This is a genomic window from Gluconacetobacter tumulicola, from assembly GCF_014174215.1.
Lineage (GTDB): Bacteria > Pseudomonadota > Alphaproteobacteria > Acetobacterales > Acetobacteraceae > Gluconacetobacter > Gluconacetobacter tumulicola.
Genome location: NZ_JABEQL010000003.1, coordinates 130854 through 146654 on the forward strand (window position 1 = coordinate 130854; position 15801 = coordinate 146654).

The 15801-nt window shown below is 68.4% G+C and carries 15 protein-coding genes; 2 read left to right on the forward strand and 13 right to left on the reverse strand.

Going from position 1 to position 15801, the window contains the following annotated elements; translation table 11 throughout:
- Window positions 1-28 precede the first annotated feature (28 nt).
- The 8 genes from serS to HLH29_RS03235 form a co-directional block, all read right to left on the reverse strand.
- Complete coding sequence (serS, locus tag HLH29_RS03200) at window positions 29-1303, reverse strand: serine--tRNA ligase (RefSeq protein ID WP_182964564.1); 1275 nt, start codon at window positions 1301-1303, stop codon at window positions 29-31.
- Window positions 1296-2135: a twin-arginine translocase subunit TatC gene (gene tatC / locus HLH29_RS03205; RefSeq protein WP_182964565.1), complete on the reverse strand. Its 840-nt coding sequence runs from the start codon at window positions 2133-2135 to the stop codon at window positions 1296-1298. Before tatC ends, serS begins: the two co-directional genes overlap by 8 nt.
- Entirely contained in the window at window positions 2135-2734 is a 600-nt protein-coding gene (tatB, locus tag HLH29_RS03210) for a Sec-independent protein translocase protein TatB (protein WP_182964566.1), read from the reverse strand. The genes tatC and tatB overlap by 1 nt, the downstream gene beginning before the upstream one ends.
- Window positions 2735-3005: 271 nt before the next feature.
- Window positions 3006-3734 carry an SMC-Scp complex subunit ScpB gene (scpB, locus tag HLH29_RS03215; protein ID WP_182964567.1) on the reverse strand — a complete coding sequence of 243 codons (729 nt, stop codon included), beginning with the start codon at window positions 3732-3734 and terminating at the stop codon, window positions 3006-3008.
- Window positions 3731-4588: a segregation and condensation protein A gene (locus HLH29_RS03220; RefSeq protein WP_182964687.1), complete on the reverse strand. Its 858-nt coding sequence runs from the start codon at window positions 4586-4588 to the stop codon at window positions 3731-3733. Before HLH29_RS03220 ends, scpB begins: the two co-directional genes overlap by 4 nt.
- Before the next feature lie 34 nt (window positions 4589-4622).
- A complete protein-coding gene (locus tag HLH29_RS03225) occupies window positions 4623-5564 on the reverse strand; it encodes an SPOR domain-containing protein (RefSeq protein ID WP_182964568.1) in 942 nt (313 codons plus the stop codon).
- On the reverse strand, window positions 5561-7354 hold the full coding sequence (gene argS / locus HLH29_RS03230; protein WP_182964569.1) for an arginine--tRNA ligase: 1794 nt from the start codon (window positions 7352-7354) through the stop codon (window positions 5561-5563). Before argS ends, HLH29_RS03225 begins: the two co-directional genes overlap by 4 nt.
- Window positions 7355-7434: 80 nt before the next feature.
- On the reverse strand, window positions 7435-8616 hold the full coding sequence (locus tag HLH29_RS03235) for a deoxyguanosinetriphosphate triphosphohydrolase (protein WP_182964570.1): 1182 nt from the start codon (window positions 8614-8616) through the stop codon (window positions 7435-7437).
- A 149-nt stretch (window positions 8617-8765) separates the two neighbouring features.
- Here HLH29_RS03235 and HLH29_RS03240 point away from each other — a divergent pair, with 149 nt between their 5' ends.
- Complete coding sequence (locus HLH29_RS03240) at window positions 8766-9134, forward strand: HesB/IscA family protein (protein WP_182964688.1); 369 nt, start codon at window positions 8766-8768, stop codon at window positions 9132-9134.
- 18 nt (window positions 9135-9152) lie between these two features.
- Window positions 9153-9935 carry an exodeoxyribonuclease III gene (locus HLH29_RS03245; RefSeq protein ID WP_182964571.1) on the forward strand — a complete coding sequence of 261 codons (783 nt, stop codon included), beginning with the start codon at window positions 9153-9155 and terminating at the stop codon, window positions 9933-9935.
- 54 nt (window positions 9936-9989) lie between these two features.
- Here HLH29_RS03245 and HLH29_RS03250 read toward each other — a convergent pair whose 3' ends face one another.
- The 5 genes from HLH29_RS03250 to mtnA all read right to left on the reverse strand — a co-directional run bounded on the left by HLH29_RS03250 (window position 9990) and on the right by mtnA (window position 15783).
- Window positions 9990-10328 (reverse strand): YXWGXW repeat-containing protein, encoded by a 339-nt coding sequence (locus tag HLH29_RS03250; RefSeq protein ID WP_182964572.1) that lies wholly within the window; start codon window positions 10326-10328, stop codon window positions 9990-9992.
- A gap of 112 nt (window positions 10329-10440) precedes the next feature.
- Window positions 10441-11844, reverse strand: coding sequence for an amino acid permease (locus tag HLH29_RS03255; protein WP_182964573.1), 1404 nt, complete (start codon window positions 11842-11844; stop codon window positions 10441-10443).
- Complete coding sequence (locus HLH29_RS03260; protein ID WP_182964574.1) at window positions 11838-12671, reverse strand: cell envelope integrity EipB family protein; 834 nt, start codon at window positions 12669-12671, stop codon at window positions 11838-11840. The genes HLH29_RS03255 and HLH29_RS03260 overlap by 7 nt, the downstream gene beginning before the upstream one ends.
- 67 nt (window positions 12672-12738) lie before the next feature.
- Window positions 12739-14550 (reverse strand): aspartate--tRNA ligase, encoded by a 1812-nt coding sequence (aspS, locus tag HLH29_RS03265; RefSeq protein WP_182964575.1) that lies wholly within the window; start codon window positions 14548-14550, stop codon window positions 12739-12741.
- Between the two features lie 129 nt (window positions 14551-14679).
- Window positions 14680-15783: an S-methyl-5-thioribose-1-phosphate isomerase gene (gene mtnA, locus HLH29_RS03270; protein WP_182964576.1), complete on the reverse strand. Its 1104-nt coding sequence runs from the start codon at window positions 15781-15783 to the stop codon at window positions 14680-14682.
- Between the last annotated feature and the right edge of the window lie 18 nt (window positions 15784-15801).

The following is a 15801-nucleotide window of genomic DNA, read 5'->3' on the forward strand; positions in this document are numbered from 1 at the left end:
GGACGCGCGCGTCCGGGGGGCAAACAGGTCAGCCGGCGGTGATGACGGCCTGCCCGCCCATATAGGGACGCAGCACCTCCGGCACCGTGATGCTGCCGTCCTCGTTCTGGTAATTCTCCATCACCGCGATCAGCGTACGCCCGACCGCCAGACCCGACCCGTTGAGCGTATGGACGAACTCCGGCGCCTCGCCCTCGGCGGGCCGGAAGCGCGCATTCATCCGCCGCGCCTGGAAATCGCGCGTGGTGGAGCAGGAGGAAATCTCCCGCCACGCATCCTGCCCCGGCAGCCACGCTTCCAGGTCGAACGTCTTCGCCGCCCCAAAGCCGGTATCGCCCGCGCACAGCAGCATGCGGCGATAGGGAATACCCAGCCGCTCCAGCACCGTCTCGGCGCAGCGGGTCATGCGCTCCAGTTCCGCGTCGCTGTCTTCCGGCCGCGTGACAGACACCATCTCGACCTTCTGGAACTGATGCTGACGCAGCATGCCCCGCGTATCGCGCCCCGAAGCCCCGGCCTCGCTGCGAAAACAGGAAGACAGCGCCACCATCCGACGCGGCAACGCGGATGCCGGCAGAATATCCCCCGCCACGCTGGCGGTCAGCGGCACCTCGGCCGTCGGCACCAGCCATCGCCCGTCCTCGGTGCGGAAGGACTGATCGGCGAATTTCGGCAGCTTGTCGGTGCCGAACATCGCGGCCTCGTTGACCAGCACCGGCACGGAAGTCTCGGTATAGCCATGCTCCTGCGCATGCAGGTCGAGCATGAACTGCCCCAGCGCCCGCTCCATCCGCGCCAGCGCCCCACGCAGCACCACGAAGCGCGCGCCCGACAGCTTGGACGCGGTCTCGAAATCCATCTGTCCCAGCGCCTCGCCCAGCGCGAAATGCTCGCGGGGAGCAAAGCCGAAATTCCGCCGCTCGCCCACCTGATGCACCACCACGTTCGCGGCCTCGTCCGCGCCGTCGGGCACGGTCTCATCCAGCCGGTTGGGCAGCGTCACCAGCAGGTCGCGGATTTCCGCATCCCGGTCCCGGACCACCGCCTCAAGCTGCTCGATCTCCGCGCGCAGCGCGACAGCCTCTTCCTCCAGCGCCGCGCTGTCGGCCCCCGTGCGGCGCAGGGTCCCGATCTCTTTCGAGAGCGTCTTGCGCCGGGCCTGACGGTCCTGCAACGCCGTCACGGCGGCGCGCCGATCCTCGTCCAGCCGCACGACATGCGCGGCGACGGGGGCATCCCCCCGGCGCGTCAGGGCAGCGTCGAAGGCGGCCGGATCGGCGCGAAGCGCGCGAAGATCATGCATGAATATTCTCCTGATCCAGATCCTCAGGGCGCTTGGGCTGGACCAGACGCGCGCAGACGATGGAAATTTCGTACAACCCGATCAGCGGCACCGCCAGACCGGTCTGGGTGATGATGTCCGGCGGCGTCAGGATCGCCGCGACCACGAAGGCACCGACATAGGCATAGCGCCGGAAGCGCTTCAGCGTGGCGGCGGTCACGATCCCCACCCGCGCCAGCAGCGTCAGCGCCACCGGCAGCTCGAACGCCACGCCGAAGGCCATGATCAGCTTCATGACCAGCGCCAGATATTCCGACACCTTGGCCTGAAGCTGGATCTGCAACCCGTCCTGCCCGTCGGCGGTCTGGAACGAGAGGAAGAACTTCCAGGCAAAGGGAAAGACGAAATAATAGGCCAGCGCCGCCCCCATCACGAACATGATCGGGGTCGCGACCAGAAACGGCAGGAAAGCCCGCTTCTCGCTGCGATAAAGCCCCGGCGCCACGAACATCCAGGCCTGCATGGCCACCATCGGAAAGGACAGGAACGCCGCCCCGAAGATCGCCACCTTGATGTACGTAAAGAATGCCTCGTACAGCGCCGTATAGATCAGGTGCGGCTGCTCGCCCTGCGCGCGCATCACGTCGCCCAGCGGCTGGGCGAGAAACAGGTAGATCCGCGCCGAGAAATGGTAGCACAGCAGGAAGCACAGGCCGAACGCCACCGCCGACCAGATCAGGCGGCGGCGCAGTTCGACCAGATGCTCCAGCAGCGGCATGGGCTGGTCGTGGATCGGATCGTTATGGCCCGGATCGTCGTTCAGGATCGTCTCTCCCGGCTTGGCTTGGTCCATTATGTCGGCTCTCCCGCAGGCGCGGGCGGCACCGCCGGCCCGTCCATGGGCACCCGTCGCGCCCCATGGATCACCCGTACCGGCGGCAGGAAGGCGGGCGGATGCAGCCGCGCCCGGTCGGCAGCCAGCCGCCGCGCGACGGAAGGCGGCAGCAGTGCCGGCGCCGGACCGGCATCCGCGACCGGCGGAAACGTGGCGTCCTCATAGGGCTGCGCCGGCGGCACGTAGCCATAGCGATGCTGCCCGTCCGGATCGAAACCGGGCGTCGCGGCCGGGGGCTGGACCAGGGGCGCGGAAGGCCGAGCATCCAGCGGCGATTCGTTGAAGGTACGCTGAAGCACGCCGTCATCGTCGATCGCCCGCATGATCTGGTTGCGGACATTGAAGCGCCTGATGCCGCCCAGCGCGTCCCGCGCCTCGGTCAGGTCCGCCTCGCGCACCATCTCGTCGACATGGGTCTGGAATTCCGAGGCCATCTTGCGGGCCTTCTTGATCAGGCCGGTGATGGTGCGGATCGCCACCGGCATGTCCTTGGGCCCGATCAGCAGCAGGGCGACGACACCGATCAGCGCCATCTCGGACCATGCGAAATCAAACATGACCGATCCCTGGCTCAGAGCCTGACTGGAAAATGCGGGCTGGCGAGCGAGAGCGGCCCGCAGGGCCGCGCCCGGCGTGTGTTGCCGAGCATCGGAGCGGAGTGGCCTTGATGGCCATGAGCACCGAAGCGCAGGCAACGCGCGTTGGATCGCCGCCAGCGCGTATTTTCGGTCAGGCTCTCAGACTTGGACATTAAAACGGACCCAGACATGGCATGACGCGAACCGCGCGCCGGCACGCACCGACATGCGCGGAAAGGATGGACACCTATCACGCCCCCGGCGGGCCGGAAACCGCTTCCGTCTTCGCCCCATCCGTCTTGGCCTCATCCGGCGCGGCGGCCCGCAGCGCCGGATTGTCCGGCACATCCACCAGCAGTTCCTCGCGGCGCGGCAGGTCGCGCAGGTCGCGCAGGCCGAAATAACGCAGGAAATCGGCCGACGTGCCCCACAGGATCGGCCGCCCCGGAACCTCCTTGCGGCCACGCGGCACGATCAGCGAAGCCTCCAGCAAATTGTCCAGCACCTGCTGGCTAAGCGACACGCCGCGAATTTCCTCGATTTCCGCACGGGTGCAGGGTTGGTGATAGGCAATGATCGCCAGGCTCTCCAGCGTGGCCCGGGGCAGCCGCCGGGGCCGCTGCAACACCCGGGTCAGGCGCGGCGCCAGGTCGGCCGCCGTCCTGAACTGCCATCCGCCCGCCACCAGGACGGGCGCCACCCCCCGCCCGGCATATTGCGTCACCACCCCGTCGATCACACCCCGCACATAGGCGGCCAGATCCTCCGCCTCGGGCGGCACCAGCCCCTGCGCCTCCAGCAGGTCGGCGATCGCGCGTTCGGACACCGGGTCGGGGCTGGCGAAGATCATCGCCTCCACCAGCCGGACCGCCAGCTCTACGGCCCCCGCGCCCGACTCCTCATGCGCTCCCGCAATCGCGGCATGCGATTCGTCACCGGAAGCCGGCGCGGCCGGAATCTGCTGGCTGTCGTCGGTCATTCCGCCGCGTCCATCCTGTCCATGTCCGGATCGTTGGCTGCTTCGCCCCCCACATGGGGGCGCAGCATGATCCGGCCGAATTGTTCGTCCTGACGCAGCTCGATCGTACCGTTGCGCGCCAGTTCCAGCCCGGCGATCAGCGTACCGGCCATGGCCGCCCGGCGCTGCTGGATACGCTCTTCCACATCCTCGCCCTCCATGGCCGGCCCGCCCTCGGGCAGGAAGGCGCCAAGCTCGCACCACTCCCCTCCGCCGGGAATGCTGTCCGCCCCCAGCAGCCGGTGCAGGCGGGCCAGCGCATCCTGCACCGTCCAGAAATGCATCCGCCGGGGCTGGTAGACGCGCTTGCGCGCCCCCCGCCGCATGGCCGCCATATAGGCGCCCATCAATTGCGACAGATCCAGCGCCAGCCCGGAGCGATCGATTTCCGTCAGATCCTCGCGCTCACCACGGGCAAACACGTCGCGGCCCAGTTGCGGGCGCGCGCCCAGCCACGCCGCCGCCTGCCCGATCCGCGCCAGTTCGACCAGCCGCGCCTGGAGCAGTTCGGCCGCCTCCTCGGCGTCCACATCCTCGCCGTCCTCGGCCGGCAGCAGCAGGCGCGACTTCAGCCAGGCCAGCCACGCGGCCATCACCAGCCAGTCGGCCGCCAGTTCCAGGCGGATGCGGCGGGCGGATTCGACGATCGCCAGATATTGCTCGACCAGTTGCAGGATCGAAATCCGTGCCAGATCGACCTTCTGCGCCCGGGCCAGCTCCAGCAGCAGGTCCAGCGGCCCCTCGAACCCGTCCAGATGCAGCATGGGCGCGGTCAGCCCATCGGGCAGGCCCCCCTCCTGCCCTTCCTCCAGCATGCGATCAACGGGCTCCGTCACCAACGCCCCGGTCCTAGAACCCGGCCAGGGTGCAGGCCAGCCCGTTCAGCCGCACATGCTCGCAGAACGACGTGGCCTGGGCGATGCTGGCAAACCCGCGCGTGCGCAGCCGGAAGAAGACCGCCCCATTGCGCTCGGTCCGCTCGATGATCGGCGTGTGGCTCCCGAACAGGTCCGGATAATGCTGCGTCAGGCGCGCCCATTCCTTCTCGGCGGCCTGCTGCGAATCCAGCGCCGCAAGCTGCACGCCATAGCGCCCCACCGCAGCCGCAGCCGGAGCCGCCGCTGGCGCGGCACTCGCGGCCGACGGCACAGGCGTGGCCGGTTCGGCAGGCGGCGTTGCCACGGGCGCGGAAGGTACCCCGGCCAGCGGCGCCGGTGCGGCAGCAGTCGGCCCTGCCGGCACCGGGCTGGCAGCAGGCGCCGGAGCCTCGGCCACAGGCGGGCTGGCGGGTGCCGGCGGCGCCGCAGGGACCGCCGATGCTCCGGATGCCTTGGCGTCGGTGGCCGGCGCTTCCGGCGGCTGACCATATTGCTGGGCCAGACGATCGGGGCGCGGCTGCTCCGGCCCCGGTGCCAGACGGGCAACCGCGCCGTCATCGCCGCTCGGCGCTTCGGCCCCCAGAACCTGCATGCCACCCGGATCGACCGGCCGCACCCGCACCGGGCCGGGCGGCGGCCCGATAACGGGAATACCCGTCTGCTGGTGCCCCAGCAGCGCCCAGCCGCCGATGGCGATCACCAGCAGGCCACCCAGCCCGGCCGCGCCATAGGCCAGGCGCCGCGTGGTGGGGTCGGCACCCAGCAATCCATCCAGCATGCCGCCCGCCCGGCGGGCCGGGCGCGAACGCGGCGGCGGCAGATCGTCATCGCCATAATCAGCGCTCATGCGCTCGCGCACGCGGTTCAGGCGATCCTCATACGGGTCGCGGCCAGACGGATCGGTATCGCTCATCGCATTTCCTCAACCGGCTCGACACCCAGCACCGCCAGACCGGAACGGATGACGGTCGCCGTCGCCTCGACCAGCGCCAGCTTCGCACGGGTGGCAACCGGGTCGTCTTCCTGCAGGAACCGCAATGTCGCATCATCGCGGCCGCGATTCCACAGCGTATGGAAATCCCCCGCCAGTTCACCCAGGTAGAAGGCAACCCGGTGCGGTTCATGCGCCTGGGCAGCACCTTCCACCGTACGCGGCCACTGGGCAATTCGCCGCAGCAGCGCCAGTTCGGCATCCGACCCGATTCCGTCAAGCCCGGCCTCGGCCAGCGCCACGGGAGCGATCGCCGCCTCGCCCAGCATCTCCTGCGCCGCCCGCAGCACGGAGCGGCAGCGCGCATGGGCGTACTGCACGTAGAAGACCGGATTGTCGCGCGTCTGCGCCACCACCTGATCAAGGTCGAATTCCATCTGCGCGTCGGCCTTGCGCGTCAGCATGGTAAAGCGCACCGCGTCGCGCCCCACCTCGTCGATCAGGTCGCGCAGCGTGACGAAGGTCCCCGCGCGCTTGGACATGCGCACCGGCTCCCCATCGCGCACGATCCGCACGATCTGGCACAGCAGCACATCGAACCCGACGCTCTTCCCGCCCACGGCCAGCGCCTGCACCGCCGCCTTCATCCGGGTGACATAGCCGCCATGGTCGGCGCCCCAGACATCGATCAGCAGGTCCGCACCGCGACGCACCTTGTCGTCGTGATAGCCGATATCGTTGGCGAAATAGGTGTTCGACCCGTCCGACTTGCGCAGCGGCCGGTCCACGTCATCGCCAAAGGCGGTGGAGCGGAACAGGGTCTGGGGCCGGGCCTCCCAATCGTCGGGCAGCTTGCCCTTCGGCGGCTCCAGCACGCCTTCGTACAGCAGGCCCTGCGCATCCAGCCGGGCAATGGCCTGGTCGGTCACGCCATCGGCCAGGATCTTCGCCTCGCTGGTGAAGACGTCATGCCGCACGCCCAGCGCGTCCAGATCCTCGCGGATCATGGCCATCATCGCGGTCACCACGAAGGGCTTGACCGTCCCCATCCAGGTCTCGGGCGCCGCCGGATGCCCATCCGGACCGGCCAGGCCGGTGCCATGCTGCTCGGCCAGCGCCTGCCCCACCGGGACCAGATAATCGCCGCCATACTGGATGCCGCCAGGCACCAGGGCCGCGAAAGCCTCCCGGTCCATCGTCGTGCCGATGGCCTCCAGGTAGCGCCAATAGGCCGCCCAGGCCAGGGCGATGACCTGTGCCCCGGCATCGTTGATGTAATATTCCTTGGTGACCGCATAGCCGGCCTTGGCCAGCAGATTGGCAAGCGCGTCACCCACGACCGCGCCCCGGCAATGGCCGACATGCATCGGCCCCGTCGGGTTGGCCGAAACATATTCGACATTCACCCGCACGCCCTCGCCCAGCGCGGCATCACCATAGGATTCGCCGGCGCGCAGCACATCGCCCACCACCCCACGCAGCACCGATTCGTCCAGCGTCACGTTGACGAATCCCGGCCCGGCGGGCTCGGCTCGGGCAATGCCCGGCACCTCGACCAGCGCCGCCGCCAGCTCGGCCGCGATCTCGGCAGGGCGCCGCCGCGCCGGCTTGGCCGCCAGCAGGGCGGCATTGGTGGCCATGTCGCCATGGGCCGGGTCGCGCGTCGGGGTCAGTTCCACGCGCGCCGCCACCTCCTCCGGCAGGTCCGGAACGATCCGTCGCAGGGCATCGCGCACATGCGAGAGATAGCGGACGTACAGGCTGTCGGACATGCGATGCGGCTTCCCACTGAAATACCGGCGCGGGCGGATACCCCGCCCGGCGCGTCAGAATGATGATCTGGTCGGGCGTTTCAGCCCGGCACGGACAGATCCGTCAACCGTCGATGTTCTTCCATCGCGAATCGATCCGTCATCCCGGCTATATAATCGGCCACGATCCGCCGCGCACCCATCGCATCGGTGGCACGCGCTTCCTGCCGCCAGCCGTCGGGCAGCAGAGAGATATCGTTGGCCAGAATCGAGAAGATCGATTCGACCGCGATCCTTGCCTTGCGCGTCATGCGGTTCACCCGCCAATGCCGGTACATCCGCGCATACAGGAAAGTACGGATCTCCCCGTTATCGCGCGCCATGGCCGGGCTGTATGCCACGACCGGCCTGGCGGCACGGCGCACATCGTCAGCCGATTGCGGGGCCAGTTCGGCGAGGTTGCGTCTCGTCTGCTCCGTCAGGTCCACCGCCAGGGCGTTGATGACCCGCCGGATGGTCTCATGCCGCATCCGGTCCTGCACATGCGCTTCCTCGGCAGCGTCACCCGACATGGCGATTCCGCCCGCCATCTCCCGAACCTGCGCCAGCGCCGCGCCCACCACCGGCAGGTCCGCCAGATCCGCCAGATCCAGCAGGCCGGCGCGCATCCCGTCATCCAGATCGTGGGCGTGATAGGCGATATCGTCGGCCATGGCGGCAATCTGCGCCTCGACCGAGGCGTAACTGCCCAGATCCAGCCCCAGCCCCTCCGCATAGCGGGCCACATAGCCGGTGGGGTGATCCACCGGGCCGTTATGCTTGATCAGCCCCTCCAGCGTCTCCCAGGTCAGGTTCAGCCCGTCGAAGCCGAAATAGCGGCGCTCCAGCTTCGTCACCTGCCGCAGGGTCTGGGTATTGTGGTCGAAGCCACCCCAATCCTTCATGGCGGCGGCCAGCGCATCCTCGCCCGCATGGCCGAACGGGGTGTGGCCCAAGTCATGGGCCAGCGACAGGGTCTCGGTCAGGTCCTCGTCCACCGACAGGCTGCGGGCGATCGAGCGCGCGATCTGCGCCACTTCCAGCGAATGGGTCAGCCGGGTGCGAAAGAAATCGCCCTGGTGGTTGACGAAGACCTGCGTCTTGTATTGCAGCGTGCGAAAACCGGCGGAATGCAGCACCCGGTCCCGGTCGCGCTGCCACGGCGAACGGCTGGGGGATTCCGGCTCGGCATACAGGCGCCCCCGGGCGGTGGCGGTCTGGACAGCATAGGGTGCGACGCTCATATATAACCCCAATCCCGGATGGGTGGCGGCCGCCCGGCGTCAGACGAGCCGGACCCGCCCCCTGTCGATAACCCGCCCGGCGCCGCAAGGCCAGCATGCTGGCTCAGCATGCCGACCCGGGCCGCGCGACGATGGTGATCCCGATGGACATGCCGCTCCCTTCTTCTTCCTCGCCCGAAACGGCTTTCCGCGTCTCGCCCCAGGCCGCCATCCGCCTGCAGGAGATCATTGCCGCCCAACCCGGCGCCGATGCCACCTCCAACGGGCTGCGCGTCAGCGTCCTGGCCGGCGGCTGCAACGGCTTTCAGTACAGTTTCGCCCTGGATGGCGAAGCCCGCCCCGACGACATCGTCGTGCCCGCCGGCAGCGCCCGCGTTCTGGTCGACCCGGCGAGCCTGGACCTGCTGTCCGGCGCGGAACTGCATTTCAACGATTCGCTGATGGGCGCGCACTTCACCGTGCGCAATCCCAACGCCACCTCGTCCTGCGGGTGCGGCACCAGCTTCTCGATCGACTGAGCAGGCCGCCCTACCAAGATGAAAATCGCAAGCTGGAACGTCAATTCCATCCGCCAGCGCCAGACCCATGTGCTGGACTGGCTGGAGCGCGAAAAACCCGACCTGGTCGGCCTTCAGGAAATCAAGTGCGAGGAAGGCATCTTCCCCGCCGATGCCTTCCGCGCCGCCGGTTACGAATCGGTCGTGGTCGGACAGAAGAGCTATAACGGCGTCGCCATCCTGTCGCGCCTGCCCTTCTCCGTCACGGCCCGATGCCTGCCGTTCCTGAACGACGACGCCCCCCAGGCACGCTACCTCGAAATCGAGGCGAACGGCCTGGTCTTCGGCAATCTCTACCTGCCCAACGGCAATTCCGGCGGCGAGGCGGGATACGAGGCCAAGCTGGCCTTCATGGAGGCACTGGCCCTGCATGCGCGCGCGCTGCTGGATGCGGGGCGGGATTTCGTCCTGACGGGCGATTACAATGTCTGCCCCACCGACGAAGATTGCGCCCCCGGCGCCCTGCCGCCCACCGATGCGCTGGTGCGCCCCGAAACGCGCGCGGCCTTCCGCCGCCTGATCTGGCTGGGCCTGACCGACGCCGTGCGGGCCCTGCACCCGCACGGAAGATATTACACGTTCTGGGATTATCAGGCTGGCGCCTGGCCCCGCGATTGCGGCCTGCGGATCGACCACGCCCTGCTGTCCCCGCGTCTGGCGGAACGCCTGCGCGACGCCCGCCCCGACCGTGACGAGCGCGGACGCAACCAGCCCTCGGACCATGTGCCGCTGGTCGTCACCCTGGAAGACGCACGCCCCTGAAACTGAGGTCCCCGCCAACGGTCACGCAGGCGGGGACCCCGTTACATCGTCCGGTCAGCGCCAGCCGGGCCGTACCCAGACCCAGCGCGGGCCGCGCTGCATCCAGCGTCCCGGTCCCCAGCCGCCATGCCGGCCACGGCGCACATAGTGCCCCGGTACCCAGGCATATCCGCCATTGACCCAGTCCCAGCCGCCACCGACCCAGACCCAGCCGGGGCGCGGCGGAGGCATTCTTTCAAAACGCGGCGGCGGCATGGGCGGCGGCGCCCAGCCCGGCATCACCGGACCATAGCGATAGGCCTGCGCCCGGGCCGGGGCGGCATCCACCACCATCGCGCCCCCGGCGACGACGCCCAGCGCCAGAAGGGCACCCCTGACAATCTGCCTGTTCATTGCGAACCAACTCCTGTCTGCACACGGGATCTTCACGTCCCGTCAGCCTCAATATGGTCCGACCATCATGGCGCTGGAATGGCGAAATATGACCGTATGGAACAGCGAGCCATCACGATGGCGCACGGCCGCCCCGGCGCGGCGCAACCGCACCCAGCGCCACGATCAGGACCAATGTCAGGCTGCCCAGCTCGATCTGCACCCGCGTGTCCGGCGTCAGCATCATCGTCACCATCACCAGCAGAATGGCCCCCACCGTCAGCCAGGACAGATACGGAAACAGCAGCATCGGAAAGGCCGGCTGCCGCCCCTCGCCATGCATCCTCCGGCGCAGCGCGATCTGGGCGAAGACCACCATCAGATAATCGAACAGGATGATCGCCCCGGATGCATTGAGCAGAAAGCCGAAGACCTCGCCCGGGAAGGTCGCCGCAATCACCGTCAGCACAACGGCCACCAGGCTGCCGATGGCAATCGCCCGGCGCGGCGCCCCGCTGGGCCCGGTACGCACCAGCACCGCCGGCGCATCGCCATGCGCCGCCATTTCGAACAGGATGCGCGAGGTCACATACAGCGTGGAATTCAGGCACGACGCGATCGCCACCAGCACCACCACCGTCATCGCGGCCTCGGCGCCCGGAATGCCGATCCGGTGCAGCACGTCCAGGAACGGCGAATGGCCGGAGCGGATCTGGTTCCACGGGATCAGGCACAGGATCACACCCAGCGAGCCCATGTAGAACAGCATGACCCGCACCACGACGGTGCGGATGGCCTGCACGGTATTATAGCCCGGATTATCGGTCTCCGCCGCCGCGACGGTCGCAATCTCGGCACCAGCGAACGTGAACAGGATCGCCGGCAACAGCGACAGCGAGGCCCCGAACCCGTGCGGCATGAACCCGCCCTGGTCCCACAGATGCGCGATCCCGCCATGCAGCGAAGACCCGATCACCCCGAACAGCGCCAGCCCGGCAACGACCGTGAACACGCCGATCGCCGTGATCTTCATCAGCGAGAACCAGAATTCGAACTCGCCATACCCCCGGACCGACCCCATGTTCACGGCCGTCATCAGCCCGATCAGTGCCAGCGCCACCGGCAACTGGGCAACGCCCAGCATCGGCGCCACGATCAGCGCCGCCGCCTTGGCCTCGACCGAGGCCACCACCACCCAGAACAGCCAGTACGACCAGCCGGTGACGAAGGCGGCCCGATGCCCCAGCCCCCGCCGCACATGCCCGACGAACGACCCCGCCTCCGGGCACTCGATCGCCATCTCCCCCAGCATCCGCATGACCAGGAAGACGATCATCCCGGCCATCAGATAGGACAGCAGCACCAGCGGCCCCGCCCCCTGGATCATGACCGACGTGTTCACGAACAGCCCGGCCCCGACCATCCCGCCGATGGCAATCATCGAAACGTGGCGGGTCCGCAACGAATGGGCCAGGCCGCCCCCGTTGGCGGGCGCCGCGTCCGGCTGGCTGTCCTCGATCGGCGTAGGGTTCAGCATCGGTGACCTTCCGGGGCTGGGGTGAAACTGCGCAGCGTGCCGTGCATGCGGAAATCTCCGAAATCCATGTCCAGATCGTCGGATACCCCGTTGGCGAAATACCGCATCCCGATCTCGTAATCGGGACGCATATCGTGCGACGAGGCCGTATAGAACGCCACATGCACCCGGCCGGACGGCAGGCGGGCCAGCGCCGGAAACGGGCTGGCCGAGGGCGGATGGTTCCACCCCAGGATCATGATATACGTATCCTGCGCCCCGTCCTCGCCGGTTCCGTCGAACAGCACCGGCGCCAGAGAGGCCTTTCCCTGTTCGCCGGCACGGATGATCGCCCTGGTATGGGCCATCGGGAACAGCACCCCGGCCGGAAGGCCGACCGTATGCGCGCGCGGCTGGGTATAGCGGATCTCGCCGCCGGTCGGGGTCATCGTCGCCTCGCCCATCACCCGGCTGGCCGGACGGCCATTCGCGGTCTGGACGGTCTGGAACACCAGATTATGGCCGTCCTTGGCCTCCAGCGTCGCGTAATCCGACACCATCTCGGTCACCGCGCCCGAGCGCGAGACCGTCTGCAGCTTCAGTTGCTGCTGGGTCGACCACGCCGAACACGCGTCGCTGACCGTATAGGTCATGGTTCCGCTGGCGGAAATCGTATCGCCGCCGGTCACGGCCACCAGCGTCAGGTCATACACCGCGCGGTGGGGTGCCAGCACGACAGGCGTCTCCGCCCGGGCAGGGCGTCCCACCCCCGGCAGAGCCAGGAGGACCGCCGCCAGCAGCGCCCTGCCCGGCCGCGCCATGGCGGCGCATCGGATGCTTGGTTTCATGACCGCAGCAGAGCCCATCGCGCCTTTCCGCGCAATGATGCTCCGCTGGCAACGCACCATCTCCGGCCTATTCCGCCGGCTTGGCGTCCTTGCCGGCCGATGGCTTGGGCCGCGGCAGGTCGAGCGCCAGCGACAGCTCCTTCAGCCGCTCGGGCGGCACCGGTGCCGGGGCCCCCATCATCAGGTCCTCGCCCTGCTGGTTCAGCGGGAACAGGATCACCTCGCGGATATTCGGCTCGTCGGCCAGCAGCATGACCATGCGGTCCACGCCCGGCGCCGAACCGCCATGCGGCGGCGCGCCGTAGCGGAAGGCGTTCAGCATGCCGCCGAACCGCGCCTCGACCTCGCTGGCCGGATAGCCCGCCAGTTCGAACGCCCGGATCATCACATCCGGACGATGGTTGCGGATCGCGCCCGACGACAGCTCGATACCGTTGCAGACGATATCGTACTGATAGGCCGTGATCGTCAGCGGGTCCTGGCTGTTCAGCGCCTCCAGCCCGCCCTGCGGCATCGAGAACGGGTTGTGCGAGAAATCGATCTGGCCCGTTTCCTCGTTGCGCTCATACATCGGGAAATCGGTGATCCAGCAGAAGCGGAAGGCATTCTGCTCGATCAGCTCCAGCTCGGTCGCGACGCGCGTGCGCACCTGGCCGGAGAATTTCACGACCTCGTCGCCCTTGCCCGCCGCGAAGAACACGGCATCGCCCGCCTTCAGCCCGGTCACGGCACGGATCGCCTCCACGCGCTCGGGCTCCAGGTTCTTGGCGATCGGCCCCTTGCCACCTTCCTCGTCGAAGATGATGTAGCCCAAGCCCCCGGCCCCGGCTTCGCGCGCCCAGGCGTTCAGCTTGTCATAGAAGGCACGCGGACGGTCGCCCGCCCCCGGCGCGGGAATCGCGCGCACCTCGCCGCCCGCGGCGACGATGCGGGCAAACAGGCCGAAGCCCGAATCGGCAAACGATTCGGTCACGTCGCTGATCAGCAGCGGGTTGCGTAGGTCGGGCTTGTCGCTGCCATACAGCTTCATCGCCGTGGCATAGGGAATCCGCTCGAACGGCGCCGCGCTGACCGTGCGCCCACCGCCGAACTCGCGGAACACGCCCTCCATCACCGGCTCCAGGGTCGCGAACACGTCTTCCTGGGTGGCGAACGCCATCTCGAAATCAAGCTGATAGAACTCGCCCGGCGACCGGTCGGCACGCGCCGCCTCGTCACGGAAACAGGGCGCGATCTGGAAATACCGGTCGAACCCGGCGACCATCGCCAACTGCTTGAACTGCTGCGGGGCCTGCGGCAGGGCATAGAACTTGCCCGGATGCATCCGCGCCGGCACCAGGAAGTCGCGCGCGCCCTCGGGCGAAGAGGCCGTCAGGATCGGCGTCTGGAACTCGATGAACCCCTGCTCCGTCATGCGGCGGCGCAGGCTGGCGATCACCTGCGAGCGCAGCAGGATGTTCCGATGCACCTTGTCCCGCCGCAGGTCGATATAGCGGTAGGTCAGGCGCAGATCCTCGGGATAGTTCTCGTGCCCCGCAACCTGGAACGGCAGCACCTCGGCCGCCGACTGCACGTCCACCGCCTGCGCGCGCAGCTCGATATCGCCGGTCGGCAGGTTCGGGTTGCGCGTCGCGTCGTCACGCAGCACGACCTCGCCCGTCACCGTCAGCACGCTCTCCACGCGCACCCGCTCGACCGCCTCCAGCACCGGCGAGCCGGCGGGAATCACGATCTGGGTGATGCCGAAATGATCGCGCAGATCGATGAACAGCAGACCGCCATGATCGCGCTTGCTGTGCACCCAGCCGGAGAGGCGGGCGGTCTGCCCGGCGTCGCTGGCCCGAAGCGCGGCACAGCTATGGGTACGGTAGGGATGCATGGTCCGGTCCTGTGTCACCAAAAAACAAGGGACGGGGCGCGACGCGCCCCGTTCGGTCGAAGGCGGAGGAAGCCGGGCCGGGCCGCCCCTGTCAAGGGTTGCCTGCGCCTACCAGCCGCCGCCCCGCCATTACGCCTCGGCGTGTTCCGGAAACAGCCCGGCCAGCCCCAGTTGCGAGGCCGCGCACAGCCCGCGCTCGGTGATCAGCCCCGTCACCAGCCGCGCGGGTGTCACGTCGAACGCCGGATTGGCCGCCCGGCTGCCCGGCGGCGTCACCCGCACGGTCTCGACCCGCCCGTCTTCGGTCTGGCCGGTCACACTCGTCACCTCGGCGCCCGCGCGCTCCTCGATCGGGATTTCGGTCAGCCCGTCGGTCACGCGCCAGTCGATGGTGGTCGACGGCAGCGCAACCCAGAACGGCACGCCATTGTCATGCGCCGCCAGCGCCTTCAGATAGGTGCCGATCTTGTTGGCCACGTCCCCGCCGCGCGTCACGCGGTCGGTGCCCACGATCACCAGATCGACCGATCCGTGCTGCATCAGGTGCCCGCCGGCATTGTCGGCCACCACCGTATGCGGCACGCCATGGCTGCCCAGCTCCCACGCCGTCAGCGCGGCGCCCTGGTTGCGCGGCCGGGTTTCATCCACCCAGACATGGACCTTCAGCCCGCCGTCATGGGCCATGTAGATCGGGGCCAGCGCGGTGCCCCAGTCGACGGTGGCAATCCATCCGGCATTGCAGTGGGTCAGGATATTGACCGTCGCCCCCTCGCCCCGCCGCGCCGCAATCTCCTGGATCAGGCTCAGCCCATGCCGGCCGATCGCCTCGTTCTGCGCCGCATCCTCGTCGCAGATCCGCCCGGCCTCGTCATAGGCGGCGGCAACCCGCGCCTCGGCCGGCAGCGGACGCAGCCGCGCCAGCATGCGCTCGATCGCCCAGCGCAGGTTGATCGCGGTCGGCCGCGTATCCGCCAGCAAGGCGGCATCGCGCTCCATCGCGGCGTCGGAGGCATCGACGCGCAACGCCAGCGCCAGCCCATAGGCCGCCACCGCGCCGATCAGCGGCGCGCCGCGCACCTGCATGCTGCGGATCGCCTGCGCCACCTGGTCCCGCTCGGTCAGGCGCAGGATATCCAGCGCCCAAGGCAGGCGGGTCTGGTCGAAGATATGGACCGACCAGCCATCATCCTGGTCCACCCATACGCTGCGATAAGGGACGTTACCGATCTTCATGTCGCATGTTCCAATGGC